Origin of the sequence: Streptomyces sp. NPDC002701 (genome assembly GCF_042889045.1) — a bacterium.
Classification (GTDB): Bacteria; Actinomycetota; Actinomycetes; order Streptomycetales; family Streptomycetaceae; genus Streptomyces.
Map to the genome: position 1 here is coordinate 109,673 of NZ_JBIAQL010000003.1, position 24,835 is coordinate 134,507.

The following is a 24,835-nucleotide window of genomic DNA, read 5'->3' on the forward strand; positions in this document are numbered from 1 at the left end:
GACACCCTTCAGGTAGCTTTCACCCGTTTCTTCACCAATACGTGGGATCGTCATCTTATGACGCCGATCACGCAGGTGGAGGGGCGAAGGATCGCCCTGAGCAACCTGGAGAAGGTGCTCCACCCGGAGACGGGCTTCACCAAGGGCGAGCTGCTGCACTACTACGCGACGGCCGCGGAGGCGCTCCTGCCCCATCTCCACGACCGCCCGGTCTCGTTCCTGCGGTATCCGGACGGACCCGACGGCCAGCTCTTCTTCGCCAAGAACGTCCCGCCCGGTACACCCGACTGGGTCGTGACGACGGAGGTTCCCCGTTCGGAGGGCCCGGCGCGCATGGTCCTCGTCCAGGACCTGCCCTCCCTGATGTGGGCGGCGAACCTGGTCACCGAGTTCCACACCCCGCAGTGGCGGGCGGACGCGCCGGACCTCGCCGACCGTCTGGTCCTCGACCTGGACCCCGGGGAGCCGGCCACGATCGTGGAGTGCTGCCGCGTCGCCCTGTGGCTGCGCGAACGCCTCGCGGCGGACGGCCTGACCGCCTACGCGAAGACCTCCGGCTCCAAAGGCCTGCATCTGCTGGCCGCCCTGGAGCCCACCCCGTCCGCCGACGTCACCGCGTACGCGAAGGCCCTCGCCGTGGAGGCCGAGGCCGATCTCCCCGGCCTGGTCATCCACCGCATGACCCGCAGCCTGCGGCCCACCAAGGTCTTCGTCGACTTCAGCCAGAACGCGGCCCGCAAGACCACGGCCGCCCCGTACACGCTCAGGGCCCGCGCCGCGCCCACGGTCTCCGCCCCGGTCACCTGGGAGGAGGTCGAGTCCTGCGCGACCCCGTCCCAGCTGGCCTTCCGGGCCGAGGACATCGTGCCGCGCCTGGAGCGCCACGGGGATCTGCTGGAACCGCTGCTCGACACCGGCCGGGCCGGATCACTGCCCTGACAGCGCCCGGCCCGCTCCTGTCCGGCCCCGACCCCCAGATCCGTGGCCATGACCTCACGGGACCTCGGACCCGTACCCCCTGACCCCATGGGACCTCGGACCCGTACCCCCTGACCCCATGGGACCTCGGACCGTACCCCCTGACCCCACGGACCTCAGACCCGCACCCAGGTCCCCCGGTCGCGGGCCATGGCGTGCAGCGCCTCGACGTCCGCCGGCTTGAGGACGCCTCCCGAGCGGGCCAGCGACGTCACATCGGTGTCCAGCAGGATGCGCACCTCGCGCAGCGGTGCCGTCACCGACACGTCCCTGGGTCCGAAGAAGGCCAGTACGGGGTGCACCTCGGCGGTGAGGGCGTACGAGGCGCGGTCCGCGTCGGCGCGGACCAGCCGCAGCACCGGCCGGGCCTCCCTGCGGCCCACCGTGACCATCGGATCGGCGACCAGGACGCGCTGCCTGTGGGCGTGCACCGTGTGTACGGCGAAGAGCCCGCCGGGGCCGATCACCAGGTGGTGGATGCGGTCCCCGCCGGGCAGCGGCACCGAGTGCAGGGCGTGCCACCCGGCCCCGTCCAGCCGGTCCAGCGCCTCGCCCACCGCCAGTTCCGCCGCGAGCGCCCGGCGCCGGGGATCGGGCCGCAGCCGGCGCTGCGGGCCCGGCTCGTGGTCGAGTGCGGTCTGCAGCGCCTCTCCCGGCCGGTTCGGCGCGAGGTCGTCGTCCGGGTGCAGCGAGAGCCGCGCGAGCTCGGCGGGGGTCGGTACCGGTGGCGGGCCGACGGTGACCGCTCCGGTCAGGAACGGTCCGAGCACGTCGAGCACCTCCTCGCGCCGCTCCTCGCTGAGCAGGTTGACCCGGGCCGCCTCCCTGTCGTACCAGGCGACGTTCCTGCCGTCGGTGCGGCAGACGTAGAGCCGTTCCCGACCGTGCCGCCAGGTCGGCACGACGCGCAGTCCCTTCATGCCCCATCACCCCACGACCATGGGAACAGGCGGGGTGCTCCAGGGGCAAGAAGGCGGCTACCTTTGGGAGCAGTGGAGGGGGAGGCGCCGTTGCGGGCTCGCAGGAAGCAACCCGATGTGCCGGCCCCGGACAGCCCGTGGAGCGAGATCGTGCCCGGCCTCTGGATGGGCGGACACGAGTACGTGGGCCGGTCGGGAGAGCGTGAGTTCGCCGTCGTCCACGACGAGTTCGACCTGGTGCTGACCCTGCTGCGATTACCCAGTCACGGGCCCGACACGGGTGTCGAACACCATGTGTGGCCCATTCCGGACGGGCCGCTGGACGGTACCCAGCTCGCCGGGGTGATACGGCTGGCCCGTACGGCGCGCGAGGCGCTGGACGACGACCGGCGTGTGCTGGTCCGCTGTTACCACGGCTACAACCGCTCGGGACTGGTCGTCGCCCACGCGCTGGCCCTCGCCGGGTACCCCGCCGACGAGGGGATCCGTCTCATCCGGTCCCGGCGTTCCCCGTGGGCCCTGCACAACGAACTCTTCGTGGAGTATCTGGAGACGGGGCTGGCCACGGCCCGCCTTCTGGAGGAGCTGACCGAGTAGCCGCGCCGCGTCCGTCGCCGCCGGCGTCCTGCCTGACGGCGGCCCGGTGGAGGGGAGCGCGCCGGCCGACCGGCGCCCCCGGTCGACGGGGTCGCGGTCCCGTGCGGGTGCGTCGTGGCCGGTCGCGCAGTTCCCCGCGCCCCTGAAAGGCGAGAAGCGAGTAGACCGCGTCCTCGGGGGCCCTCGTGTGGGGCGCGGGGTCGTGGGTGGCATCCCGATGGCTCAGTGTGGCGGGCGGTCGGCGGAGTGGGCTCTTAGCGTGGCGATTAGTCCGCTTGTCACCCCATTTCCGGAGGAGACCGCCATGTCCCTGCGTACCGCTGTCACCCGCCTCTGCATAGCCGCCGCCGGTGGCGCGCTCGTCCTCGGCGCCGCGAGCCCCGCCCTCGCGACCGACGACTGGGGCCACACCGACGGCCACCACCACAAGTACTACAAGGGCCGCGTCAACGCGCCCGGCGGCCTGACCCTGCGCGACAGGCCGACCCGCGGCAGTGCCGCCATCGGCCACGCGGCGCACGGCGAGGTCGTCTCCATCTTCTGCAAGACGCCCGGCGAGAGCGTCAAGGGCAACCCCCTCTGGTACCTCCTCGCGGACGGCACCTGGGCCTGGGGCGCGGCCCGCTACATCGACAACATCGGCCCGTCGCCCCGCTGGTGCTGAGCGTCGACTGAGGAGCGCCGGAACCGCCCGATTGTCGCGACATAACAGGACATCGGGCGACCGGCTTGCTAACTTCCGGACATGCTCTCGCCCGGAACGACCGTGCAGGCGGATCCGCCGGCTCCCGTTGTACGCCTCCCCCGGCGCCGTGGCATCGAGTTCACCCTCATCGTGCTGGCCGTCCTGCTCTCCGTGTACGGCTACTGCGACGTCGGACTCGCCAGGACCGGCTCCGTCCCGCCCGGCGCCGCAGGTCACGGCGCCGGGCTGGGTGCGCTCGCGCTCCTCGCCCACCTCGCGGTGCGTCTGCGCGCCCCCCGCGCCGATCCGCTGCTGCTGCCGATCGCCGTCCTGCTCAACGGCCTGGGCCTGGTCCTGATCCACCGGCTCGACCTGGAGACCCCGGCCGACCGGGCGGCGCCCGCCCAGCTCGTCTGGTCGACGCTGGGCGTGGGCCTGTTCATCGCGGTGGTGGTGCTGCTGCGCGACCACCGGGTGCTCCAGCGCTACACGTACGTGTCCGTCGTCACCGCGCTGGTCCTCCTCGTCCTGCCGATCTTCTTCCCCGCGGTGAACGGCGCCCGCATCTGGATCAGGGTCGCCGGATTCTCCCTCCAGCCGGGTGAGTTCGCGAAGGTCATGCTCGCGCTGTTCTTCGCCGGCTACCTCGCCGCCAACCGCAACGCCCTCGCGTACACCGGCCGGCGCCTGTGGCTGCTCCAACTGCCCACCGGGCGGGTGCTCGGCCCGATCCTCACGGTCTGGCTGCTGAGCGTCGGCGTGCTGGTCCTGGAGCGGGACCTCGGCACGTCCCTGCTCTTCTTCGGCCTCTTCGTGATCCTGCTGTACGTCGCCACGGGCCGCACCGGCTGGATCGCGGTGGGGCTCCTGCTGGCGGCGTGCGGGGCCTGCGCCGTCGGCTGGCTGGAGCCGCACGTGCACAGCAGGGTCGAGGACTGGCTGCACCCGTTCGCGTCGATCGAGGCGGGCCGGGGCCCCAACCAACTCGCCCAGTCCCTCTTCGCGTTCGCCGCCGGCGGCTTCCTCGGCACGGGGCTCGGCCTCGGCCACTCGGTCCTCATCGGCTTCGCCGTCAAGTCGGACTTCATCCTGGCCACGGCGGGCGAGGAACTGGGTCTGGCCGGCCTCTCCGCGCTCTTCATCCTGTACGGGCTGCTGGTCGAGCGCGGCATCCGGGCGGGCCTCGCCGTGCGCGACCCCTTCGGCCGGCTGCTCGCGGTCGGGCTCGCCTCGATCGTCGCGCTCCAGGTCTTCGTGATCGCGGGCGGTGTGACGGGGCTGATCCCGCTGACCGGCAAAGCCATGCCGTTCCTCGCGCAGGGCGGTTCGTCGGTCGTCACCAACTGGATCATCGTGGCCCTGCTGATCCGTCTCAGCGACTCGGCACGCGGCCGGTCCGAGGAGGAGCCGGAACCGACACAGGAACAGACAGGGGCACAGCCAGGAGGAGGTGCCGCGCCATGACGGGCAACGGCCGCCCCATGACCCGGTACATCCGGCACGCCGCCGCCTTCTGCGCGCTCCTCCTGCTCGCCCTCCTGGCGAACGCCGCCCGCGTCCAGATCGTCCAGGCCCGCCAGTACGACGAGAACCCGGCCAACCGCCGTCACACGATCGCCCGTTACGGCCAGCCGCGCGGCGACATCCTCGTCGAGGGAAGGGCGGTCACCGGCTCCAGGGACTCGGGCGAGGAGTTCCGCTACGAACGCAGTTACCGCGACGGCCCGTTGTACGCGCCGGTCACCGGCTTCGCCTCACAGGTGTACGGGACGGCCCTGCTGGAGGAGGCCGCCGACGGTGTGCTGTCGGGCACCGATCCGCGGCTCTCACCGCTCCCGCTGTGGAACGACCTCACCCGGGCCCGTAACCCCGGCGGGCACGTGGTCACGACCCTGGACGCGGCGGCGCAGCGGGCGGCGTACGCCGGGCTCGGCTCCCGGCGCGGCGCGGTGGCCGCGCTCGAACCGGCCACCGGCCGCATCCTGGCGCTCGTCTCCACCCCGTCCTACGACCCCGAGGAGCTCTCGGGGACGGACTCCGGGGTGGCCAGGGCGTGGGCGCGGCTGAACGGTGCGGCGGACCGGCCGATGCTCAACCGGGCGGTGCGGCAGACGTATCCCCCGGGTTCGACCTTCAAGGTGGTCACCGCGGCGGCGGCCCTGGACTCGGGTGTGGTGCGCGATGTGGACGAGCCCACCGGCGCCCCCGACCCGTACCGGCTGCCGGGCAGTTCGACGCGGCTGACGAACGAGGTCGAGGGCTGCGAGAACGCGTCGCTGCGCCATGCCTTCCAGTGGTCGTGCAACACGGTCTTCGCCCGGCTCGGCGTGGAGGTGGGCCGGAGCGCGATGCGAACCGGGGCGGCCGGGTTCGGCTTCAACGACCGGAAGCTGCGAATCCCCTTCCTGGTCTCGCCCAGCACCTTCGACGCCCGGGTGGACGAGGCGCAGCTCGCGCTCTCCTCCATCGGCCAGTACAACACCCGGGCCACGCCCCTGCAGATGGCGATGGTCGCCGCGGCCGTCGCCAACCACGGCTCGGTGCGTACGCCGCATCTGGTGGAGCGGACGACCACGGACGACGGCGACACGGTGTTCGCCACGGGGCAGCGGACCCACCGCCAGGCCATGAACCCCGCCACGGCCGTGCGGTTGCGCGAGCTGATGACGGATGTCGTGGAGAGGGGGACCGGCAAGAACGCCGCCATCCCCGGCGCCACGGTCGGCGGCAAGTCGGGCACGGCCCAGCACGGCATCCACAACTCCGGTACGCCGTACGCCTGGTTCATCTCGTGGGCCCGGGCCGAGGGCTCGATGGAACCGGCGGTGGCCGTCGCGGTCGTCGTCGAGGACGCGGCGGCGGACCGGGGTGACATCAGCGGCGGCGGGGACGCGGCACCGGTCGCCCGGGCCGTGATGGAGGCTGTGCTCGACCGGTGAGACGGGGGTGGTGTGCCCGCCGCCGCCCGACCTGGCGTTCGGTCATGACTCAGCCCGCAACCGCGTACGAAACCGGTCACGAGCCCGCCGACGAGCCCGCGCACGAACCCGCCCACGAACTCGCCCAGGTGAACATCTCACGGTGTGGCGGGACACCGACGCCCTCACCGCCTTCATGTACCGGGGCAGCACCGGGAACTGCTGTCGCGCGGGAACGAGTGGTTCGAGCGGATCCGGCAGGCGATGACAGCCCTGTGGTGGGGGCCGGCCGGGCACCGGCCCACGGTGGCCGAGGCGGAGGAGCGCCTGCTGCATCTGCGGGCGCACGGGGCCACGGCGTACGCGTTCACCCTGCCGACGTCGTTCCCGCCCGGCCCCGGCGAGGCGCTGCCCACGCCGTCTCCGTCGCCGTCCTTGTCGCAGCCCCCGTCGCAGGCCGCCGGGGAGGTCCGGACGCTCCCCGAACTGAGGTGCCGGTCTAGGCGGCGCGGGCTCCAGCGACCTGGGCGGTGCGGGCCCCGGTACCTGGCGGCGCGGGACCTAGGACTCCGCGCCCGCCCGGATCGCCTCGCCGACCTCCGCGACCCGTGCCTCCTCCTCCGCCGCGAAGCGTTCCGCGTCGAGCTTCTCGGCGACTTCCTCGTCCTGGGCCATGAGGAGGTCGAGGTTGGTGTTGCCCATGTCGAAGACGCCCATGTCGACGTACGCCTGCTGGAGGCGTTTGCCCCACAGGCCGATGTCCTTGACGCAGGGGACGATGCGGGAGAACAGCAACTGCCGGAAGATGGCGAGGAACTCGGACCGCTCGCTGTACTCCTCCGCCTCCGCCGTCGGGATGCCGAAGTTCTCCAGGACCTCGACGCCGCGCAGCCGGTCGCGCATCAGGTAGCAGCCCTCGATGACGAAGTCCTCGCGCTCGCGGCGTTCGGCGTCGGAGAGCTGCCTGTAGTAGTCGCGCAGCGCCATGCGGCCGAAGGCCACGTGACGGGCCTCGTCCTGCATGATGTAGGCGAGGATCTGCTTCGGCAGCGGCTTGTCCGTGGTGTCCCTGAGCAGGCCGAACGCGGCGAGGGCCAGCCCTTCGATGAGGACCTGCATACCGAGGTAGGGCATGTCCCAGCGCGAGTCGCGCAGGGTGTCGCCGAGCAGCGCCTGCAGATTGTCGTTGACGGGGTAGAGCATCCCGATCTTCTCGTGCAGGAAGCGCGTGTAGATCTCCGCGTGCCGTGCCTCGTCCATCGTCTGGGTCGCCGAGTACAGCTTGGCGTCCAGGTCGGGCACGGACTCGACGATGCGGGCCGCGCAGACCATGGCGCCCTGCTCGCCGTGGAGGAACTGGCTGAACTGCCACGAGGCGTAGTGCCGGCGCAGTTCGCCCTTCTCGCGGTCGTTCATCTTCGCCCAGTACGGGGTGCCGTAGAGCGAGATGGCCTCGTCGGGCGTACCGAGCGGATCGTAGGGGTCCACCTCCAGGTCCCACGCGATCCGCTTCTGACCGTCCCACTGCTTGTCCTTGCCCTTCTGGTACAGGGCCAGCAGGCGCTCGCGTCCTTCGTCGTACTCCCAGCTGAACCGTGCCGCGCCGGTAGCGGGCACCTGCCAGAGGGGAGCTCCGGGGTCCATGGCGTACAGGTCGTAGGTCGGCATGTCTCGCAGGCTCACACGTGTCGGTCGGAGGGTCAACAAGTTGCGCGGAAGGGATTGACGAGCTTGCTGACAAGCAGTCTCATAAGACGTGACCGGCGGTAACCCCGATCATCCGCCACGCGTTTCCCGACTCATTCCCAACTCATCCCGACTCATTTCCCGATCACTCTCGGTACGACGAGGTACGACAAGGTGGGCACAGCCATGACGACCGTGACGGAGGACAGCGCCATCGAGGGTCTGCGCGACGCGCTCGGCCTGCTCAAGGACCGGGAGCAGGTGGCCGAGCGGCTGCTCGACTCCTCCGCGAAGCACTCCTTCGACCCGGACAAGGAGCTGGACTGGGACGCGCCCTTCGAGGAGGGCAAGTGGTTCTGGCCGCCGGAGCTGGTGTCGCTCTACGACACCCCGCTGTGGAAGCGGATGAGCGAGGAGCAGCGGATCCTGCTCTCCCAGCACGAGGCCGCGGCACTCGCCTCGCTGGGGATCTGGTTCGAGATCATCCTGATGCAGCTGCTGGTACGGCACATCTACGACAAGCCGGCGACCAGCGCGCACGTGCGCTACGCGCTGACCGAGATCGAGGACGAGTGCCGGCACTCGAAGATGTTCGCCCGGCTGATCAGCCGCAGCGGGACGCCCCACTACCCGGTGAGCCGGGCGCACCAGAACCTGGGCCGCTTCTTCAAGACGATCTCCACGACGCCCGGTTCGTTCACCGCCACGCTGCTCGGCGAGGAGGTGCTCGACTGGATGCAGCGGCTGACGTTCCCGGACGAGCGGGTGCAGACCCTGGTCCGGGGTGTGACGCGGATCCACGTGGTGGAGGAGGCACGGCACGTCCGGTACGCGCGGGAGGAACTGCGCCGCCAGATGGTGACCGCGCCGCGCTGGTCGCAGGAGTTCACCCGGATCACCTCCGGTGAGTTCGCCCGCGTCTTCTCGGTCGCCTTCGTCAACCCCGACGTCTACACGAACATCGGCCTCGACCGCCGCGAGGCGCTGGCCCAGGTGAAGGCGAGCGGCCACCGCCGCGAGGTCATGCAGACGGGCTCCAAGCGCCTGACCGACTTCCTGGACGACATAGGCGTCCTGAGGGGCACGGGCCGCCGCCTCTGGAAGTCCTCGGGCCTACTGGCCTGAGCCCCCCACAGCGGCCCCCCGGAAGGACAGGGCGGCGCCCCTCTGGAGGGACAGGGGGCTGCGCCCCTGTCCCTCCAGAGGGGCGCGGGGAACTGCGCGACCAGCCCCCACCGAACCCGCACCCACCCACAGACCCCGGCCAACTCCCACCCCACCCCCACCCCCCCGGGACGGGCTACGCTGCGAGACATGACCTCGCCCGCCCCCACCCGCGCATACCGACGCCTGAGCGTCGAGGAGCGACGCAGTCAGCTCCTCGACGCCGCGCTGTCCCTGTTCGCGGTACGGGCACCGGAGGACATCTCCCTGGACGACGTGGCGGAGGCGGCGGGCGTCTCACGCCCGCTGGTCTACCGCTACTTCCCCGGCGGCAAGCAGCAGTTGTACGAGGCGGCCCTGCGGTCGGCCGCCGAGGAACTGGAGCACTGCTTCGCCGAGCCGCCGGACGGCCCCCTCACCCGCCGGCTCGCCAACGCGCTGGACCGCTATCTCGCCTTCGTGGACCAGCACGACGCGGGTTTCAGCGCGCTGCTCCAGGGCGGCAGCGTGGTGGAGACATCGAGGACCACGGCCATCGTGGACGGCGTACGACGGGCCGCCGCCGAGCACATCCTCAGCCACCTGGACACGGAGGAGCCGGGCCCCCGGCTGCGGATGACCGTCCGGATGTGGATCACGGCCGTCGAGGCGGCCTCGCTGATCTGGCTGGACGAGGAGAAGGAACCCCCGCTGGACGAGTTGCGCGACTGGCTCGTCGAGCAGTTCGTGGCGTGCCTCGTGGCGACCGCCGCCCGCGACGAACAGACCGCGCACGTCGTGCGGGCCGCGGTGACGCTGGAGTCCGCGGACGGTCCGATGGGTTCGCTGGCCCGCCGGGTGCTGCCCGTGGTGAGCGACGCGGCACACCTGCTCTAGCGGCACGCCCGCCCCTCGGCCGGGCGTCGGCCGGGGCGCCGCGGCACTGAGACACTGACGCGGTGAAGAGCGAAGACACCCCTTTCGAGGGCGGCCCGCTGGACGGCCGGGTGCTGCCGGTCCTGCTCGGCCCGACCGGGCACCCGCCGAAGGTGTACCGGGTCCCGGTGCCGGACGCGGCGGGCGGCCCGCCCACGGTTCTCGTCTACCTGCGGGTGCAGGCGGGCACGGGCGGCGGACGGCTCGGCCTGCACCAGGGGTGGAAGTACGCCTACGACCCCACGGGCCGGGCCGGCAGGCTGAGGTGGCCGTGGTCGAAGCCGGACCCCGTACAGGACCCCGTACAGCACCCGGCGCCGGACGGCACGCCAGACGCCACGCCGGACGGCCGGCCGGGAGACACCCACGGGTGACCTCGTTGGGCCGGACCGCCCACGGCCGGCGCGCGCGGCCCGCGAAGGCGTCCGATGCTCGGTGCGCGGGAGCGGACGTGCCGCCCCGCACCGGAGGTGATGACGTGTCAGGAAGGCTCGGGCGACTGGCCTGTACGGCGGCGGTCGCGGTCGGCGCGCTCCTCGTGCCCGCACCCGCACCGGCCGCGGCGGCCCCCGGACCGGGCGAGCGGTCCGTGGCCGAACTGCTGACCGATCTCCAGCGGCTCTACCGTGCGGCCGAGGAGGCCACCGAGACGTACAACGCGACCGAGGAGCGGCTGGAACGGCGGCGGGCCGAGGTCGCGAAGCTCAACCGCCGACTCGCGGCGGCCCGGGTCTCGCTGCGGGACAGCCGCGGCGCGGCGGGACGGCTCGCCCGGCAGCAGTACCAGGGCAGGAGCGAGATCTCCTCGTACGTACGGCTGCTGCTCGCCCGTGATCCGCAGCACGCGCTCGACCAGGGCCATGTGATCCGGCAGGTGTCGAAGGAACGGGCGGGCACGGTGGAGCGGCTGGCGGCCGCCGAACGGCGGACCGGCGGCCTGGCCCGCCGGGCCCGTACCGCCCTGGACGGCCAACTCGCCCTCGCCGAACGGCAGAAGAAGGACCGCGACCTCGTGCGGAAGCGCCTGAAGGACGTCGAGGAACTGCTCGCCTCCCTCACCGAGGAACAGCTCGCCGAGGTGGCCGAGCTGGAGGAGGCCGGGGTGGCCGAGGCACAGGACGAGCTGGTGGCGTCGGGCGCGCTCAGCAGCACGCGCCGCCCCTCCCGGGCAGGGAACGCGGCCCTGCGCTACGCCGTGGACCAGATCGGCAAACCGTACGAGTGGGGCGCCGAGGGCCCGGACGCCTACGACTGCTCGGGGCTCACCTCCCGGGCGTGGGACGCCGCGGGCCGGCCCATCCCCCGCACCAGCCAGGAACAGTGGGCCCGGCTGCCCCGCATCGCCCTGCCCGACCTGCGCCCCGGCGATTTGGTGATCTACTTCCCCAAGGCCACCCATGTGGCGATGTACCTGGGCGACGGCATGGTCGTCCAGGCCCCGCGCCCGGGAGCGAGGATCAAGGTCTCCCCGATCGCGGCCAACCCGATCCTGGGCGCGGTCCGCCCGGACCCGTCCGGGAAACCCCTGCGGCGGTTCACACCGCCGAGGCTCCCCGAGAACGCGACGGACGGCTCGGACGAGGGCTACAGCGCCGACACCCCGTAGGCACCCCGAGGGCGGCGCCCCCGAAGGGGCGCGGGGAACCGCGCGACCGGCCACGACGGCGCAGCGGGTACAGGCGCTCCTCAGCCACCCGCCACGGAGGCCAGGTACGCGTCCGTCTTCTCCGGGTCGTAGAAGAAGTTCTCGAAGTCCGACGGGTCGTTGAAGCCGTTGGCGAAGCGGTCCGCCACCGGCGGGAGCTGGCCTGCCGCGCCGATCAGGTTCAGGACGTGCTCCGGCGGCGGGCCGAGCATCGCGTTCGTCCACTTCGTGACGTGCTGCGCGGTGTCCCAGTAGCGTTCGAAGGTGGCACGCATCCATGCCTCGTCGAACTCCTTGTCACCGTGGCCGAGGATCGAGTCCAGGTACGAGGCCGCGCACTTCGACGCCGAGTTGGAGCCCTGGCCGGTGATCGGGTCGTTCGCCACGACCACGTCGGCGACGCCGAGGACCAGGCCGCCGCCGGGGAGCCGGCCGACGGGGTTGCGGACGGTGGGCGCATAGCGTCCGGCCAGCGTGCCGCCCGCGTCGGTGAGTTCGACCTTGGTCGCCCTGGCGTACTCCCACGGCGTGAACCGCTCCATGAGTTCCAGGGTCAGGGAGAGGTGCTCGGCCGGGTCCTTCACGCCCTGGAAGACGTCCAGCGGGCCGCCGGGTATGCCCTCCCAGAAGAGAATGTCCGCACGGCCGGACAGGGTGAACGTCGGCATGACGAAGAGTTCGCCGACGCCCGGCACGAGGTTGCAGCGGACCGCGTCGAACTCCGGGTGCTCGGGCCGCGGGCCCAGCCCGTGCACGTACGCGACGGCCAGCGCGCGCTGCGGCTCCGCGTACGGGGAGCGCGAGGCGTCGCGGCCGAACATCGACACCAGTTCCCCCTTGCCCGCCGAGACGAGGACCAGGTCGTACGTACGGGCGAAGTAGTCGAGGTCGGACACCGCGGCGCCGTGGATGACGAGCTGGCCGCCCCGCTGCGCGAAGGTCTCCATCCAACCCGCCATCTTCACGCGCTGGTCGACCGACTGCGCGTACCCGTCGAACCTGCCGACCCAGTCGATGGCGCGCTGCGAGGGACCCGGGTCGAAGGAGCCGGGGGCCGCGACCGAGACGCCGAGTCCTTCGATCTTCGGGGCCTGGGACTCCCAGAAGTTCAGCTGGAGATCGCGCTCGTGCTGCAGTGCCGTGTGGAACATGCACTGGGTCGACATGACGCGGCCGGTGCGGATCTCGTCCGCCGTCCGGTTGGACATCAGGGTGACCTCGTACCCGTTCGACTGGAGTCCGAGGGCGAGCTGGAGTCCGGACTGGCCGGCTCCGACGACGAGTATCTTCCGCATGCTGGTCCTCACTGTGCGTGCATTGTGCTCGGGGGCCGGCGCCGGGTGGGTCCGCCTATGCGGGACTGGCGTCGAGCGCGTGGCCCACCAGCGCCAGCAGGCTCTCGATGACGGAGATCCTGCGCCGCGCGTCCATGATCATGACAGGTATGTGCCGGGAGATCGTGAGGGCCTCCCGCACGTCGTCCGGATCGAACCGCTCGCTGCCGTCGAAGTGGTTGACGGCGACGACGTACGGCAGCCCGCAGCTCTCGAAGTAGTCGAGCGCCGGCCAGCAGTCCTTCAGCCTGCGGGTGTCGGCGAGGACCACGGCGCCTATCGCCCCGCGCACCAGGTCGTCCCACATGAACCAGAACCGCTGCTGCCCCGGCGTACCGAACAGGTACAGCACCAGGTCGTCGTCGAGCGTGATGCGGCCGAAGTCCATGGCCACGGTGGTGGTGGTCTTCCCCGGAGTCGCGCTGAGGTCGTCGGTGCCCTCGCTCGCCCGGGTCATCAGCGCCTCCGTCTCAAGGGGCGTGATCTCGGAGACGGCGGTGACGAGGGTGGTCTTGCCCACCCCGAAGCCACCCGCCACCACGATCTTCGTGGCGATCGGCGCGCGCGTCCGATCCTTCTGCCACGCTTTCAACTCCTCGTCGGGCTCCACGACTTCGGGGAAGCCGGACGATCGGGAGACATCCGAGACGCGGGAGACGTCAGAGACGACGGAGTCCACTCAGCACCCTTTCCAGCAGAGCACGGTCCGGCTGTCCCGGGCCGTGACCTGTTCCGTACACACGGATCTTGCCCTGGTCCGCCAGGTCGCTGATGAGCACCCGGACCACACCGAGGGGCATCTTCAGGAGGGCCGCGACCTCGGCCACCGTACGCATCCGGCGGCAGAGTTCGACGATGGCCCTCATCTCCGGCATCACCCGGGTGGAGAGTGAACCATTCTCCAGTTCGCGGCGCTCCTCCGGGGCCTCCAGTGCCGCCACGAACGTCTCGACGAGCAGCACGTGCCCGAAGCGCGTACGGCCGCCGGTGAGCGAGTAGGGGCGCACGCGGGCGGGCTTCCGGTCGCCGCCGCGGACCGGCAGCCTGGGCGTTCCGGGCGTGCCGCTCGCGTCGCTCACTTGGCCGTCTCCATCGTCGTGTCGGCGAGTGACCGGCGCAGCTCGCTGCGGAGTTCGGGAGTCAGCACGTGTCCCGCACGGCCCACGAAGAGCGCCATGTGGTACGCCACGACGCTCATGTCGCAGTCCGGGGAGCCGTGCACGCCGAGCAGCGAACCGTCGCTGATCGACATGACGAAGAGCCCGCCGTCCTCCATCGCGACCATCGTCTGTTTGACGGTGCCGCCGTCCATCAGCTTGGCGGCGCCGATGGCGAGGCTGCCGATGCCGGAGACGATGGTGGCCAGGTCCGCCGCGGAGCCGCGGGGGCCCGTGGGTCTCCCGCCGCTCTGCCGTGCCTCCGCGTTCCTCCCGGGGTCGGAGGAGAGCAGCAACAGGCCGTCTGAGGAGACCACCGCGACCGACAGGAGGCCCGGCACCTCCTCGACGAGGTTCGTCAGCAGCCAGTGCAGATTGCGGGCTTCATGGCTCAGTCCGAAGGTACTGGACGCGGTCAACTGCTTGCCTCCTCGACGGTGTCCCCCTTGGTTTCTACGGCATGTGCGGCGGGCGCCTGCAGCTCCGACGTCTGTTCGGCGATCTCCGCCTCGACATCGCGGCGGCCTTCGCTGGCCCCCCGGTGGAATCCGCCGAGGCGGCGGCGCAGCGCCTCGGCGTCGACGGACGTCCTGCGCGGGCCGGCGGCCGGCGCGGGGGCGGAGATCCTCGGGGTGCGCTTGGGCAGCCCCTTGTCGGTGACCCGCTCCGACGGCTCGGACAGCTCGGGCAGCTCCGAGGAGGCAGATGCCCCCTGCGGCCCGTCGGGAACCCGCTCGTGGGCGTCGGGACCTATGGCGTACGGGTCGGTGCCGCGGTGGTCCGTGGTGCGGTGCTCGGTGCCGCGCTGGTCCGGGGTGGCCTGGGCGGGGAGCCGGATCGCCGGGGTGTCCGACGGGGCGGCGGCTGCGGCCTCGCGGGCCGCGGCTCCGCTCTCGGCCCCGCCCTCGGCCGGCTGGTCCTCCGGCGGCACCGGCGCCATCAGGACCATGGTGGTCTCGGGACCGGCGGACCGGACCGGGGCGGACTCGGACGGTTCCGAGGATTCGGACTGTTGCGCGGACTCGGACGGTTCCGCGGGCTCCGCGTCGTCAGCGGGCTCGGCGGCAGCCGTCTCGGCGTCGCCGGCCTCCCGCAGGGTGTCCTCCGCCGCCTCGATCAGCGGGTCGCGGCCCTGGCGGCCGTACAGGACGTTGGAGTTGACCTCGGCGTCCGCACCCGGGAGGGACACCGGGGCGGCGGCCCCGGCCGTGGTGCGGGCGGTGGTCGTCTGGGGGACCGCCACGGCGGGCGCGGCGGCGAGCAGGGCCTTGGGCAGGACCACGACGGCCGTGACACCGCCCTGCTTCTGCTCGCGCAACTGCACCCGAACGCCGTGCCGGTGGGCGAGCCGGGCCACCACGTACAGGCCGAGCCCGAGTCCCTCGCCGCTCTCCTCGTCGTACGGGTCCTCCGGATCGAAGGCCGACAGACGCGTGTTGAGCCGGTCGAGCCGCCCGCTGGTCATGCCGATGCCCTCGTCCTGGACGGAGAGCATGACCTCGCCGCTCTCCAGGAGCCAGCCGGACACCTCGACGGGGATGTCGGGCGGCGAGAACGACGAGGCGTTCTCCAGGAGTTCGGCCACCAGGTGGCTGACGTCGTCCGCCGCGAACCCGACGAGGTGCGCGTGCGGCGGCAGCGCGGAGATACGGACCCGCTCGTACCGTTCGACCTCGCTGACGGCGGCCCGGACGACGTCGACCAGCGGGACGGGCCCGGGGTGCTGGTGGCCGTGCTCGGCGCCCGCGAGGACCAGCAGGTTCTCGCTGTGGCGGCGCATGACGGTGGCGAAGTGGTCGAGCCGGAAGAGGGTCGCGAGGCGCTCGGGGTCCTGCTCGCGCTCCTCCAGGCCCTCGATGACACCGAGCTGCCGCTCGACCAGGCCCAGGGTGCGCAGGGCCAGGCTGACGAAGGTGCCGTGGATGCTCTGCCGCACCTGCTCCAGGTGGGCGGCCGCCTCGGCGAGTTCGGTACGGAACCGGTCGCGCTCGTCGGCCATCTTCTGGCGCTGGCCGATGAGGTGCTTGCGGTCGCCCTCCAGGGTGGCGAGACGTTCGGTGAGGGCGACGGCGTGCGCGTGGAGCGTGTTGACGGAGCGCACGACCTGCGCGAACTCGTCGTTGCGGCCGGTGAACTTGACGGGGTCCCCGGTGCCGGGTTCGGCGGCGAGGCGCGCGGAGCCGCGGCGCAGGACGGACAGCGGGCGCGTGAGCGACCGGGCCATCCCCGTGGAGACACCGACGGCGAGCAGCATCAGCGCGCCGAGGACCGCGACGCGGATCTCCAGCGCGGTGACGTCGTCGTCGCGCAGCGCGGCCAGGTCCTTGACGCGCTTCGTGTTGAGGGACGCCTCGACTCCGCGCATCAGCTCGACGCGGGCGGAGAGCGCCGCGTCCAGTTTCTTGGTGCCGGTGGTCAGTTCGGAGTCGGAGAGGGTCGGCTGGTCGGCCAGGGCGGCGAGGTACTTCTCGGCGGCCGTGACGTCGGGCCCGGTGACCGTGGAGTCGTACGAGGCGCGGTCCGCCTTCGGTGCCGTGCCGCCGAAGTCGGCCAGGGCGGCCTGCTCGCGGACGTTGGCCTGCTGGGCCGCGGCGGTGAGCGCGTCGCGCTGCTTGGTCGCGGCCGCCGACGACGTGGTGGTCGTCGTGGGCAGGCCCGTGATCGGGTCGGTGGTGGTCTGCGTGCTGGTGGGCACGTTCAGTGCCGCGAGGAGCAGGCCGCGGGTCGCGGCGGCCTGCTGGACGGCGGTGTCGAGGTCGGCGAGGGCGTGCGCGCCGGAGCCCGCGCGGGGCGGGAGGTCCTCGGCCAGTTCCTCGGCGAGTGCGTGCAGTTCGGTGAGGGCGGTCGAGTACGCCCGATGCGCTTCGAGAGCACTGCTCTCTCCGGTGAGCGCCGACCTGCGGACGGCGGCGATGCCGTCGAGCGTCTCCAGGAAGGCCGCCGGGGCGTCCGTCTCCACCGCGTCGACGCGCAGCTCGTCCACCTGGCGGTCCACGCGGGCGCTGCGGCGCTCCGAGGGGCCTTCGCCCTTGGGCCGGCCGGCCGCGAGGTAGGAGGTCACCTCGTCGCGTTCGTCGGCCAGCGAGTGGGCGAGGGCCAGCGCGTCCCGGGTCCGCTCGGCGGACGTCACCAGGTTCTGGGAGTCGTTCAGCTCCCCGGAGGCGGTGATCACGGACGGAGCGCCCGCTCCGGCGATCGCGGCTGCCACGACGGCGACGGCGACGATCAGCCGGCTGCGCACGTGCGCGGGACGGCCGCGTCCAGCGGGGTCCGGAGTGTTCTGCGGTGCGGGTGAGTTCGGCGGGTGCCCGGAGGCTTCACCCGAGGCCGACTGCCTGCCTTTGCGCCGAGGCCGCATTTTCTGCACCGGTGCTCACATTCTTGACTCGTGTCCCCATGGGCCCGGGTGACGAACCGTCAACTCGCGTGTCGTCCCGGTACGGCTCCCGACCCTCCCAGTGCCGGTGGGCAGTGGTCGCGCATCGCCTGACCCGCCACACGAAGGAGTGAACATCGCCGGGGAGCGGACCGGCAAGTTCCCCTGGCGCATGCGACACCCCTGCGCGGCAGGCCGGTTGGACGTCCACCGCGACCGATGGCAAGATGCGCCGCCACGCTTCACAGGAGTCGGGGATTCATCGCAAAACAGGCGTCTGACCTGCTGGTCCCGGTCAATTGCACGACAGTTGCCCGCCTTTGGCGAAGCTTGTGAAGGGCTCGTGCAGACTGGCCGGATGCGCTCGGAACTGATCTCGGTACCCGGTGACCCCGCCCGCCCCGACGAGGACTACGCGTCAGTAGGACTTCCGGCTTCCGGACAAGGCGGTTCGATCGTCGTCCTGGACGGCGTGACGCCTCCCGCGACCGACCACGGCTGTCTGCATTCCGTCCCCTGGTTCACCGCACGGCTCGGCGGCGCACTGGGTGAACTGTCCGTTTCACGGCGAGATCTGACGCTCACGGAGGTCCTGGCGCAGGCGATCACGCGTACCGCGGACGCACATCGGACGACCTGTGACCTTTCTCACCCGCGTACGCCTCAGGCCACCGTGGTGCTGGCCCGCTGGTCGCCGGAGTGCGTGGAGTACCTGGTCCTCTCGGACTCGGTGCTCCTCGTCGAGTCCCCCGCCGGCACGGTCACCGCCGTCCTCGACGACCGCCTCTCCCTGGTCCCGCGCGCCACGCTGACCTCGCACGCCGCGACCGACGCGACCCTGCGCAACAAGGAGGGCGGCTTCTTCACGGCCGCGGCGGACCCCGCGGTCGCGCTCCGCGCCGTCACGGGCACCCTCCCCCGCCCCGAGGTCCGCACCCTCACCGCCCTCACGGACGGCGCGACCCGCTGGGTGGAGAAGTTCGCCCAGGGCACCTGGACGGACCTCTTCACCCTGATCCACAAGAAGGGAGCCGAACACCTGATCAACCAGGTGAGAACCCTGGAACTGGCAGCCAAGACCAAAACCCCCCACCCCACCTCCAAAACCCACGACGACGCAACGGTCGTACACGTACACCTTTGACAGAGACAAAGCTGCTTCAAGGGGGCGCGGGGGAACGGCGCAGTCTTTAAGGGGCGCGGGGAACGGCGCAGTCGTTCCGGGGGCGCGGGGAACGGCGCAATCTTTTTAGGGGCGCGGGGAACTGCGCAACCTTTGGGGGCGCGGGGAACTGCGCAGTCATTTCAGGGGCGCGGGGAACGGCGCAATCTCTTGAGGGGCGCGGGGAACTGCGCGACCAGCCACAACGAACCCGCACCCGACGAACAACCCACCCCGGGCGGCAGCCCGTTTCAGCCCCCCACCCCCCGATTCAACCGCTGCAACAACCGCGCAAGCTCAGCCACTTCCCCCCGATCCCAGCTGGCAAGCTCACTCACATACCGCGCCCGCCGAGCATCCCGCACAGTCCGGAACCGCTCCCGCCCCACCTCCGTGAGATGAACGAGCCAGGCCCGCCCATCCGCGGGATCCGGCTCCCGGGCGACGAGCCCGAGCTCCTCGAGCGCCCGCAACTGCCGGGACATCGTCGCCTTGCCCACCCCGATGTACGCGGCGAGCTCGGTCGCCCGCTGCCGCCCCCGCTCCTCGAGCCGCACGAGAAGCCCGTACGCGGAGGACTCCAGGTCGGGATGGACCGCACGCACCATCTCCCCGGAGGAGGCCCGGGCCCGCCGCAGGAGGACGGTCAACTCCCGCTCCAGCGCCAGGAACTCCTGATCCACGGCGCCCTGGTCCACACCATTTCCCGGGCCGCCGGTTCGCGTCCGGCCCCCGTCATCGTTACCGCCCTCGTGCACGTCAGCACCCATGACCCGGTTTCCCGATCCTGAAAGTTTCCGTCAAAGACCGCCATTGCCGCAGCTCGGCCAGTATTTCGCAGGAATAGACCAACGGCAGCTTCCGGCCCCCCTTCCCCGCCCGTCGTCCCGGTGCGTAGCGTCTTCAACCAGTACCTCATGGCATGCCCACGCCAACCCCGCCCCCACGGGCACCACCGAGTATGCGGAGGCACGCACATGTCCGTGCACAGATCCGGAACGTCCCACCCCCCGCACGCGGCCGCCCCCCACCGGACGCGCCTCCCCAGGACGCGCCCCTGCGCGGTGTGCGTCCTGCTCCTCGCCTTCTCCCTGCTCCTCGCCCATCCCGTCCGCGCGGCCGACGTCCCGCCCCGCGGCTCCGCCCACATGGGCATGGGCGTCATCCCGCACGACGGCCAGGGCGGTCTGCCGACCCCCGGTGACGCCGCGCAGACGGAGGGCGTGGACGTCAGCAGCCACCAGGGCAACGTCGCCTGGTCGACCCTGTGGAGCAGCGGGGTCAGATGGGCCTACGTGAAGGCCACCGAGGGGACGTACTACACGAACCCCTATTTCGCGCAGCAGTACAACGGCTCGTACAACGTCGGCATGGTCCGCGGCGCGTACCACTTCGCGACCCCCGACACGACGGGCGGTGCCGCGCAGGCCAACTACTTCGTGGACCACGGCGGCGGCTGGTCGCGGGACGGCAGGACGCTGCCGGGCGCGCTCGACATCGAGTGGAACCCGTACGGGGCGGCCTGCTACGGCAAGACGCAGAGCGCGATGGTCACCTGGATCCGGGACTTCCTGAACCAGTACAGGGCCCGTACCGGCCGGGACGCCGTCATCTACACGGCCACCAGCTGGTGGACCCAGTGCACCGGCGACTACGCCGGTTTCGCCGCCGCCAACCCCCTGTGGATCGCCCGCTACGCCTCGGCGGTGGGCACTCTGCCGGCGGGCTGGAGCTACTACACGATGTGGCAGTACACCTCCTCCGGCCCGACGGTCGGCGACCACAACAGGTTCAACGGCGCCCTCGACCGCGTGGTGGCCCTGGCCAACGGCTGATCTGCACGCTCCGCAGGTACGCCGAAGGCCCGGGCCCCTCACGAAGAGGACCCCGGGCCTTCCCTGACCGGTGGCGTCCGTCACGCCGCCACCGGAACCTCCGTCACCGCGCCGCTGGTCGCCGGTGCGAGCGCCAGTTCCAGGACCTGGCGGACGTCGGTCACCGCGTGGACGTCGAGCTTCTCCAGGACCTCGGCCGGGACGTCGTCCAGGTCGGCCTCGTTGCGCTTCGGGATGATCACCGTGGTGACTCCCGCCCGGTGCGCGGCGAGCAGCTTCTGCTTGACGCCGCCGATCGGGAGCACCCGGCCGGTGAGCGACACCTCGCCCGTCATGGCCACATCCGTACGGACCAGGCGGCCGGACAGCAGCGAGGCCAGTGCCGTCGTCATCGTGACACCCGCGCTCGGGCCGTCCTTCGGGACCGCGCCCGCCGGGAAGTGGATGTGCACGCCCCGGTCCTTCAGGTCGGCGACCGGCAGTTCCAGTTCGGCGCCGTGCGAGCGGAGGAAGGACAGCGCGATCTGCGCGGACTCCTTCATCACGTCGCCGAGCTGACCGGTCAGGGTCAGCCCCGCCGCGCCCGTCTCCGGGTCGGCCAGCGACGCCTCGACGAAGAGGACGTCACCGCCGGCGCCGGTGACGGCGAGGCCGGTCGCCACCCCGGGCACCGCCGTGCGGCGCTCGGCCGGGTCCTGGGCGGACTCGGGCACGTGGTGCGGCCTGCCGATCAGCGCGCGCAGATCGTCGGCGCCGACCGTGAACGGCAGCTCGCGGTCGCCCAGTTCGTGCTGCGCCGCGATCTTGCGGAGCAGCCGTGCGACGGACCGCTCCAGGTTGCGCACGCCCGCCTCACGGGTGTACTCGCCGGCCAGCTTCCGCAGCGCGCTCTCGTCGAGGGTGACCTCGGCCTTCTCCAGACCGGCCCGCTCCAGCTGGCGCGGGAGCAGGTGGTCGCGCGCGATGACGACCTTCTCGTCCTCGGTGTACCCGTCGAGCCGCACCAGTTCCATGCGGTCGAGCAGCGCCTCCGGGATGGCCTCCAGCACGTTGGCGGTGGCCAGGAAGACGACGTCGCTCAGGTCTAGCTCGACCTCCAGGTAGTGGTCCCGGAAGGTGTGGTTCTGGGCCGGGTCGAGGACTTCGAGGAGGGCCGCCGCCGGGTCGCCCCGGAAGTCGGAGCCGACCTTGTCGATCTCGTCGAGCAGGACCACCGGGTTCATGGACCCGGCCTCCTTGATCGCCCGTACGATCCGGCCGGGCAGCGCGCCGACGTACGTACGCCGGTGGCCGCGGATCTCCGCCTCGTCCCGTACGCCGCCGAGGGCGACGCGGACGAACTTGCGGCCCATGGCGTGCGCGACGGACTCGCCGAGCGAGGTCTTGCCGACGCCGGGCGGCCCGACGAGCGCGAGCACGGCGCCGCCGCGCCGGCCGCCCACGACCCCGAGACCGCGGTCGTTACGGCGCTTGCGGACCGCCAGGTACTCGGTGATCCGCTCCTTCACGTCCTCCAGACCGGCGTGTTCGGCGTCCAGGACCGACTTGGCGCCCTGGATGTCGTACGCGTCCTGGGTGCGCTCGTTCCACGGCAGTTCGAGCACGGTGTCGAGCCACGTGCGGATCCACGAGCCCTCGGGCGACTGGTCGCTGGAGCGCTCCAGCTTCTCGACCTCCTTGAGGGCGGCCTCGCGGACCTTCTCGGGGAGGTCGGCGGCCTCGACGCGGGCCCGGTAGTCGTCCGACTCCTCACCCTCCGCCTCGCCGTTCAGCTCGCGCAGCTCCTTGCGCACGGCCTCCAGCTGGCGCCGCAGCAGGAACTCGCGCTGCTGCTTGTCCACGCCTTCCTGCACGTCCTTGGCGATGGACTCGGCGACGTCCTGCTCGGCGAGGTGCTCGCGCAGCTGCTCGGTGGCGAGCTTCAGCCGGGCCACCGGGTCGGTGGTCTCCAGGAGCTCGACCTTCTGGGCGGTCGTCAGGAACGGCGAGTAGCCGGAGTTGTCGGCGAGCGTGGCCACGTCGTCGATCTGCTGGACGCGGTCCACGACCTGCCAGGCGGCGCGCTTCTTCAGCCAGTTGGTGGCCAGCGCCTTGTACTCCTTGACCAGCTCGGTCACGGCGCCGGGCAGCGGGTCCGGCACGGTCTCCTCGACCTGGACCCCCTCCACCCACAGAGCCGCGCCCGGTCCGGTCGTACCGGCACCGACACGCACCCGGCCCCGGCCGCGGATGAGAGCGCCCGGGTCACCGTCGGCGAGGCGTCCCACCTGCTCGACCGTGCCGAGCACACCCGTGTTCGCGTACGTGCCGTCGATCCGAGGAACAAGGAGCACCCTCGGCTTGCTGGACCCACTGGCGCCGCCGGCCCGCGCGGCGGCCTGGGCGGCCTCCACCGCGGCCCGTACATCGGCGTCGTTCAGGTCGAGGGGCACCACCATGCCGGGCAGCACGACCTCGTCGTCGAGCGGCAGCACGGGCAGAGTGAGCGGTTCGGACGTCAAAGCCATGATCTCCCCTTCGGCATTCAAGTTGAGCTATGCCGACTCAATGCACGTGAGCCCTCGAATGTTCCCCCACTGCTGTTCGCTGTGAGCGATCACTTCTGTCGGGCCCGGTCACGCTCGGCGTATCGTCTCGACGAGTAATAGCCATTCGGCCTTTTGGGCTATTACTCAGCTCCATCGACACCGGTGGCACGTCCGGTGACATCCGGGGGAAGGCGGGGGCGGTCGTGGGGAACGAGGTCGTGCGGTCCTGGGTGGACGGGTGGGTCGTCTCGCGCGGGGCGGCACCCCCGGTGGTCGAGCCCTGGGGGTACACGGTGGACGTGGGTCTGGCCCAGCACGTCACCCGGCACGTGCTGGGCGCGACGGAGGACCGGGTCGAGGAGGCCACCGTCCGGAAGGTGGCGGAGTCGGTGACCGGGGCCGGGGTGTGGCTCAAGGTCTTCGCGGAGCCCGCCCGCGTCGCTCCCTGGCTGGGAGAGGGCTGGTGGGTCGACCCCGAGCCCGGGTACCTGATGTCGACGCCCTTCACCGCGGAGCCCGCGCCGCCCGCGCCACCCGTGCCGGACGGCTACCGGCTGCGCACCTGGTCCCGCGGCGGGGTCACCCGCGTCCTGCTCGCCGCCCCGGACGGTTCCTGCGCCGCACGCGGGCAGATCGCCCCGACCGGGGCCACGGCGGTCGCCGACCAGATCGAGACGGCACCGGCACACCGGCGCAGGGGTCTGGGCCGCTTCGTCATGCGCGCCCTCGCGCACGCGGCGGTCGCCCGGGGCGCCGGGACGGGCGTCCTCGCGGCCACGCCGGAGGGACGGGGCCTGTACGAGTCACTGGGGTGGAGCGTGGTGGCGAGGCTGACGAGCGCGCGGTGCACAGGCCGTGGACACGGGGAGTTCCCGGCCGGGCGCTGAACGTCCCAGCAAGCCCCCGCGTCTGAGGTACGCCGTCGGAAGACAGCTTCCGACGGCGTCGTCGGACCCTTCCCTTCGTCTGCCCCGGGGGCATCATGCGGACCACCGAACTGTCACGGCTCCTCCTCGCGCTGGGCCTGTTCACCGGCGCCGCGGCGTGCGGCGACGAGAGCGCCGGGACCGGCCCGGCACACGATCCGGAGCGGACCGGGGTACGCGCCCGCCAGGTCTCCGACGCCTGGGAGGGCTCGAAGGCCGCACAGACCTGGCGCGAGGGGTACTTCCCGCTGGACGACGCGGTCCAGCTGCCCGAGGGAGCCTTCCGCAACGAGGCCGACAAGCACGCGTACGAGACCCAGAACTTCGAACTGCGCGCGCCGCTCTCCGCGGATCCGCCGGCGAAGGGGAAGGTCCGCTGGCGCGGCGGCGGCTCGCTCACCGTTCCCGTCTCCTCCGCGCGGGCCGCCTACGAGAAGCTCGCCCGGGGCCTCAACCCCGGCCCCTCCCTCGTCGTGACCGGGGCGCGGCTCGGCACGATGACCCTCTCCACCAGCCGTGGCCCCGCCACCGTGCCCGCCTGGCACTTCACCGTCGCGGGGTACGACACACCGCTCCGGCGCGTCGCGGCCGGACCCTCGAAACTGCCGCCGCCGCCGATCAAGCCCGTCGCGCGGACGTCGGACGCCCTGCATCCGCTCGCCGGGCTCACCTCCGTGTCGGCCGACGGCCGGACCGTCGTCCTGCGGGCCCACCACGGTTCCTGTGACGAGGGGCCGGCGGTGGACGTGCTGGAGACCGGGGACAACGTGGTGTTCTCCGCCTGGATCCGCGGCCGCTCCGACGGCCCGTGCACGGACGACCTGCGGTCCAGGGAGGTGACGGTGGAACTGGACCGCCCGGCCGGCGACCGCCTGCTCCTCGACGCGTTCACGGGCAGGCCCGTGCCCTACGACTCCCCTACGGGTTCCCCGGCGCCGTCCTGGGACTGATCCGCCCGAGTCCGTGTCCCGCCCGGCGCGGAGCGGGACGTGTTCCTGTCGGCGTGGTG

The 24,835-nt window shown here is 71.9% G+C and carries 22 protein-coding genes and 1 pseudogene; 14 read left to right on the forward strand and 9 right to left on the reverse strand.

The annotated features are described in order from the left end of the window. The first annotated feature begins 57 nt into the window (after positions 1 to 57). Positions 58 to 939 (forward strand): non-homologous end-joining DNA ligase, encoded by an 882-nt coding sequence (gene ligD, locus ACFYXC_RS08895; RefSeq protein WP_389548654.1) that lies wholly within the window; start codon positions 58 to 60, stop codon positions 937 to 939. A 155-nt stretch (positions 940 to 1,094) separates the two neighbouring features. Here ligD and ACFYXC_RS08900 read toward each other — a convergent pair whose 3' ends face one another. After that, on the reverse strand, positions 1,095 to 1,898 hold the full coding sequence (locus ACFYXC_RS08900; protein ID WP_389548657.1) for a nuclease-related domain-containing protein: 804 nt from the start codon (positions 1,896 to 1,898) through the stop codon (positions 1,095 to 1,097). A 90-nt stretch (positions 1,899 to 1,988) separates the two neighbouring features. On the opposite strand from ACFYXC_RS08900, the gene ACFYXC_RS08905 reads away from it, so the two are divergent. The 5 genes and pseudogenes from ACFYXC_RS08905 to ACFYXC_RS08925 form a co-directional block, all read left to right on the forward strand. After that, positions 1,989 to 2,495, forward strand: a complete 507-nt coding sequence (locus tag ACFYXC_RS08905; RefSeq protein WP_389548660.1) for a protein phosphatase — start codon at positions 1,989 to 1,991, stop codon at positions 2,493 to 2,495. 304 nt (positions 2,496 to 2,799) lie between these two features. Continuing rightward, positions 2,800 to 3,159: an SH3 domain-containing protein gene (locus tag ACFYXC_RS08910; protein ID WP_389548663.1), complete on the forward strand. Its 360-nt coding sequence runs from the start codon at positions 2,800 to 2,802 to the stop codon at positions 3,157 to 3,159. Between the two features lie 81 nt (positions 3,160 to 3,240). Further along, positions 3,241 to 4,644 carry an FtsW/RodA/SpoVE family cell cycle protein gene (locus tag ACFYXC_RS08915; protein WP_389548666.1) on the forward strand — a complete coding sequence of 468 codons (1,404 nt, stop codon included), beginning with the start codon at positions 3,241 to 3,243 and terminating at the stop codon, positions 4,642 to 4,644. A gap of 17 nt (positions 4,645 to 4,661) precedes the next feature. Next, complete coding sequence (locus tag ACFYXC_RS08920) at positions 4,662 to 6,119, forward strand: penicillin-binding transpeptidase domain-containing protein (RefSeq protein ID WP_389549965.1); 1,458 nt, start codon at positions 4,662 to 4,664, stop codon at positions 6,117 to 6,119. 133 nt (positions 6,120 to 6,252) lie between these two features. After that, positions 6,253 to 6,512, forward strand: a pseudogene (locus ACFYXC_RS08925) (DUF3291 domain-containing protein); the annotation flags it as partial. 147 nt (positions 6,513 to 6,659) lie between these two features. Here ACFYXC_RS08925 and ACFYXC_RS08930 read toward each other — a convergent pair. Beyond that, a complete protein-coding gene (locus ACFYXC_RS08930) occupies positions 6,660 to 7,766 on the reverse strand; it encodes a ferritin-like domain-containing protein (RefSeq protein ID WP_389548669.1) in 1,107 nt (368 codons plus the stop codon). A 204-nt stretch (positions 7,767 to 7,970) separates the two neighbouring features. On the opposite strand from ACFYXC_RS08930, the gene ACFYXC_RS08935 reads away from it, so the two are divergent. The 4 genes from ACFYXC_RS08935 to ACFYXC_RS08950 all read left to right on the forward strand — a co-directional run bounded on the left by ACFYXC_RS08935 (position 7,971) and on the right by ACFYXC_RS08950 (position 11,469). Next, on the forward strand, positions 7,971 to 8,909 hold the full coding sequence (locus ACFYXC_RS08935) for a diiron oxygenase (protein WP_388912568.1): 939 nt from the start codon (positions 7,971 to 7,973) through the stop codon (positions 8,907 to 8,909). 189 nt (positions 8,910 to 9,098) lie between these two features. Beyond that, entirely contained in the window at positions 9,099 to 9,824 is a 726-nt protein-coding gene (locus ACFYXC_RS08940) for a TetR/AcrR family transcriptional regulator (RefSeq protein ID WP_388912565.1), read from the forward strand. A 62-nt stretch (positions 9,825 to 9,886) separates the two neighbouring features. Beyond that, positions 9,887 to 10,237 (forward strand): hypothetical protein, encoded by a 351-nt coding sequence (locus ACFYXC_RS08945; protein WP_389548673.1) that lies wholly within the window; start codon positions 9,887 to 9,889, stop codon positions 10,235 to 10,237. Positions 10,238 to 10,341: 104 nt separating this feature from the next. Beyond that, positions 10,342 to 11,469, forward strand: coding sequence for an NlpC/P60 family protein (locus ACFYXC_RS08950; protein WP_389548676.1), 1,128 nt, complete (start codon positions 10,342 to 10,344; stop codon positions 11,467 to 11,469). Between the two features lie 80 nt (positions 11,470 to 11,549). Here ACFYXC_RS08950 and ACFYXC_RS08955 read toward each other — a convergent pair whose 3' ends face one another. Genes ACFYXC_RS08955 through ACFYXC_RS08975 form a run of 5 tightly spaced genes read right to left on the reverse strand, consistent with a single transcriptional unit; the run spans position 11,550 to position 17,357 of the window. Beyond that, a complete protein-coding gene (locus tag ACFYXC_RS08955; protein WP_389548679.1) occupies positions 11,550 to 12,803 on the reverse strand; it encodes a styrene monooxygenase/indole monooxygenase family protein in 1,254 nt (417 codons plus the stop codon). A gap of 55 nt (positions 12,804 to 12,858) precedes the next feature. Further along, positions 12,859 to 13,521 carry an ATP/GTP-binding protein gene (locus ACFYXC_RS08960; RefSeq protein ID WP_388912553.1) on the reverse strand — a complete coding sequence of 221 codons (663 nt, stop codon included), beginning with the start codon at positions 13,519 to 13,521 and terminating at the stop codon, positions 12,859 to 12,861. Then, complete coding sequence (locus ACFYXC_RS08965) at positions 13,502 to 13,921, reverse strand: DUF742 domain-containing protein (RefSeq protein WP_389548682.1); 420 nt, start codon at positions 13,919 to 13,921, stop codon at positions 13,502 to 13,504. Before ACFYXC_RS08965 ends, ACFYXC_RS08960 begins: the two co-directional genes overlap by 20 nt. Then, the gene (locus tag ACFYXC_RS08970; protein WP_388912550.1) at positions 13,918 to 14,418 is read right to left on the reverse strand and encodes a roadblock/LC7 domain-containing protein; all 501 of its coding nucleotides are present in this window, start codon (positions 14,416 to 14,418) and stop codon (positions 13,918 to 13,920) included. The genes ACFYXC_RS08965 and ACFYXC_RS08970 overlap by 4 nt, the downstream gene beginning before the upstream one ends. Next, on the reverse strand, positions 14,415 to 17,357 hold the full coding sequence (locus tag ACFYXC_RS08975; RefSeq protein ID WP_389548686.1) for a nitrate- and nitrite sensing domain-containing protein: 2,943 nt from the start codon (positions 17,355 to 17,357) through the stop codon (positions 14,415 to 14,417). The genes ACFYXC_RS08970 and ACFYXC_RS08975 overlap by 4 nt, the downstream gene beginning before the upstream one ends. A gap of 376 nt (positions 17,358 to 17,733) precedes the next feature. Here ACFYXC_RS08975 and ACFYXC_RS08980 point away from each other — a divergent pair, with 376 nt between their 5' ends. Next, positions 17,734 to 18,519 carry a hypothetical protein gene (locus tag ACFYXC_RS08980; RefSeq protein ID WP_389548689.1) on the forward strand — a complete coding sequence of 262 codons (786 nt, stop codon included), beginning with the start codon at positions 17,734 to 17,736 and terminating at the stop codon, positions 18,517 to 18,519. A gap of 269 nt (positions 18,520 to 18,788) precedes the next feature. Here the strand turns inward: ACFYXC_RS08980 and ACFYXC_RS08985 are convergent, their stop codons facing one another. Next, positions 18,789 to 19,295: a MarR family winged helix-turn-helix transcriptional regulator gene (locus tag ACFYXC_RS08985; RefSeq protein ID WP_388912867.1), complete on the reverse strand. Its 507-nt coding sequence runs from the start codon at positions 19,293 to 19,295 to the stop codon at positions 18,789 to 18,791. A 219-nt stretch (positions 19,296 to 19,514) separates the two neighbouring features. On the opposite strand from ACFYXC_RS08985, the gene ACFYXC_RS08990 reads away from it, so the two are divergent. Continuing rightward, complete coding sequence (locus ACFYXC_RS08990; protein WP_389548692.1) at positions 19,515 to 20,372, forward strand: lysozyme; 858 nt, start codon at positions 19,515 to 19,517, stop codon at positions 20,370 to 20,372. Between the two features lie 80 nt (positions 20,373 to 20,452). Here ACFYXC_RS08990 and lon read toward each other — a convergent pair whose 3' ends face one another. After that, positions 20,453 to 22,879 (reverse strand): endopeptidase La, encoded by a 2,427-nt coding sequence (lon, locus tag ACFYXC_RS08995; RefSeq protein WP_389548695.1) that lies wholly within the window; start codon positions 22,877 to 22,879, stop codon positions 20,453 to 20,455. Positions 22,880 to 23,103: 224 nt separating this feature from the next. On the opposite strand from lon, the gene ACFYXC_RS09000 reads away from it, so the two are divergent. Then, a complete protein-coding gene (locus ACFYXC_RS09000; protein ID WP_389548697.1) occupies positions 23,104 to 23,787 on the forward strand; it encodes a GNAT family N-acetyltransferase in 684 nt (227 codons plus the stop codon). Between the two features lie 95 nt (positions 23,788 to 23,882). Next, positions 23,883 to 24,776 (forward strand): hypothetical protein, encoded by an 894-nt coding sequence (locus ACFYXC_RS09005; protein ID WP_389548699.1) that lies wholly within the window; start codon positions 23,883 to 23,885, stop codon positions 24,774 to 24,776. Positions 24,777 to 24,835: the final 59 nt, after the last annotated feature.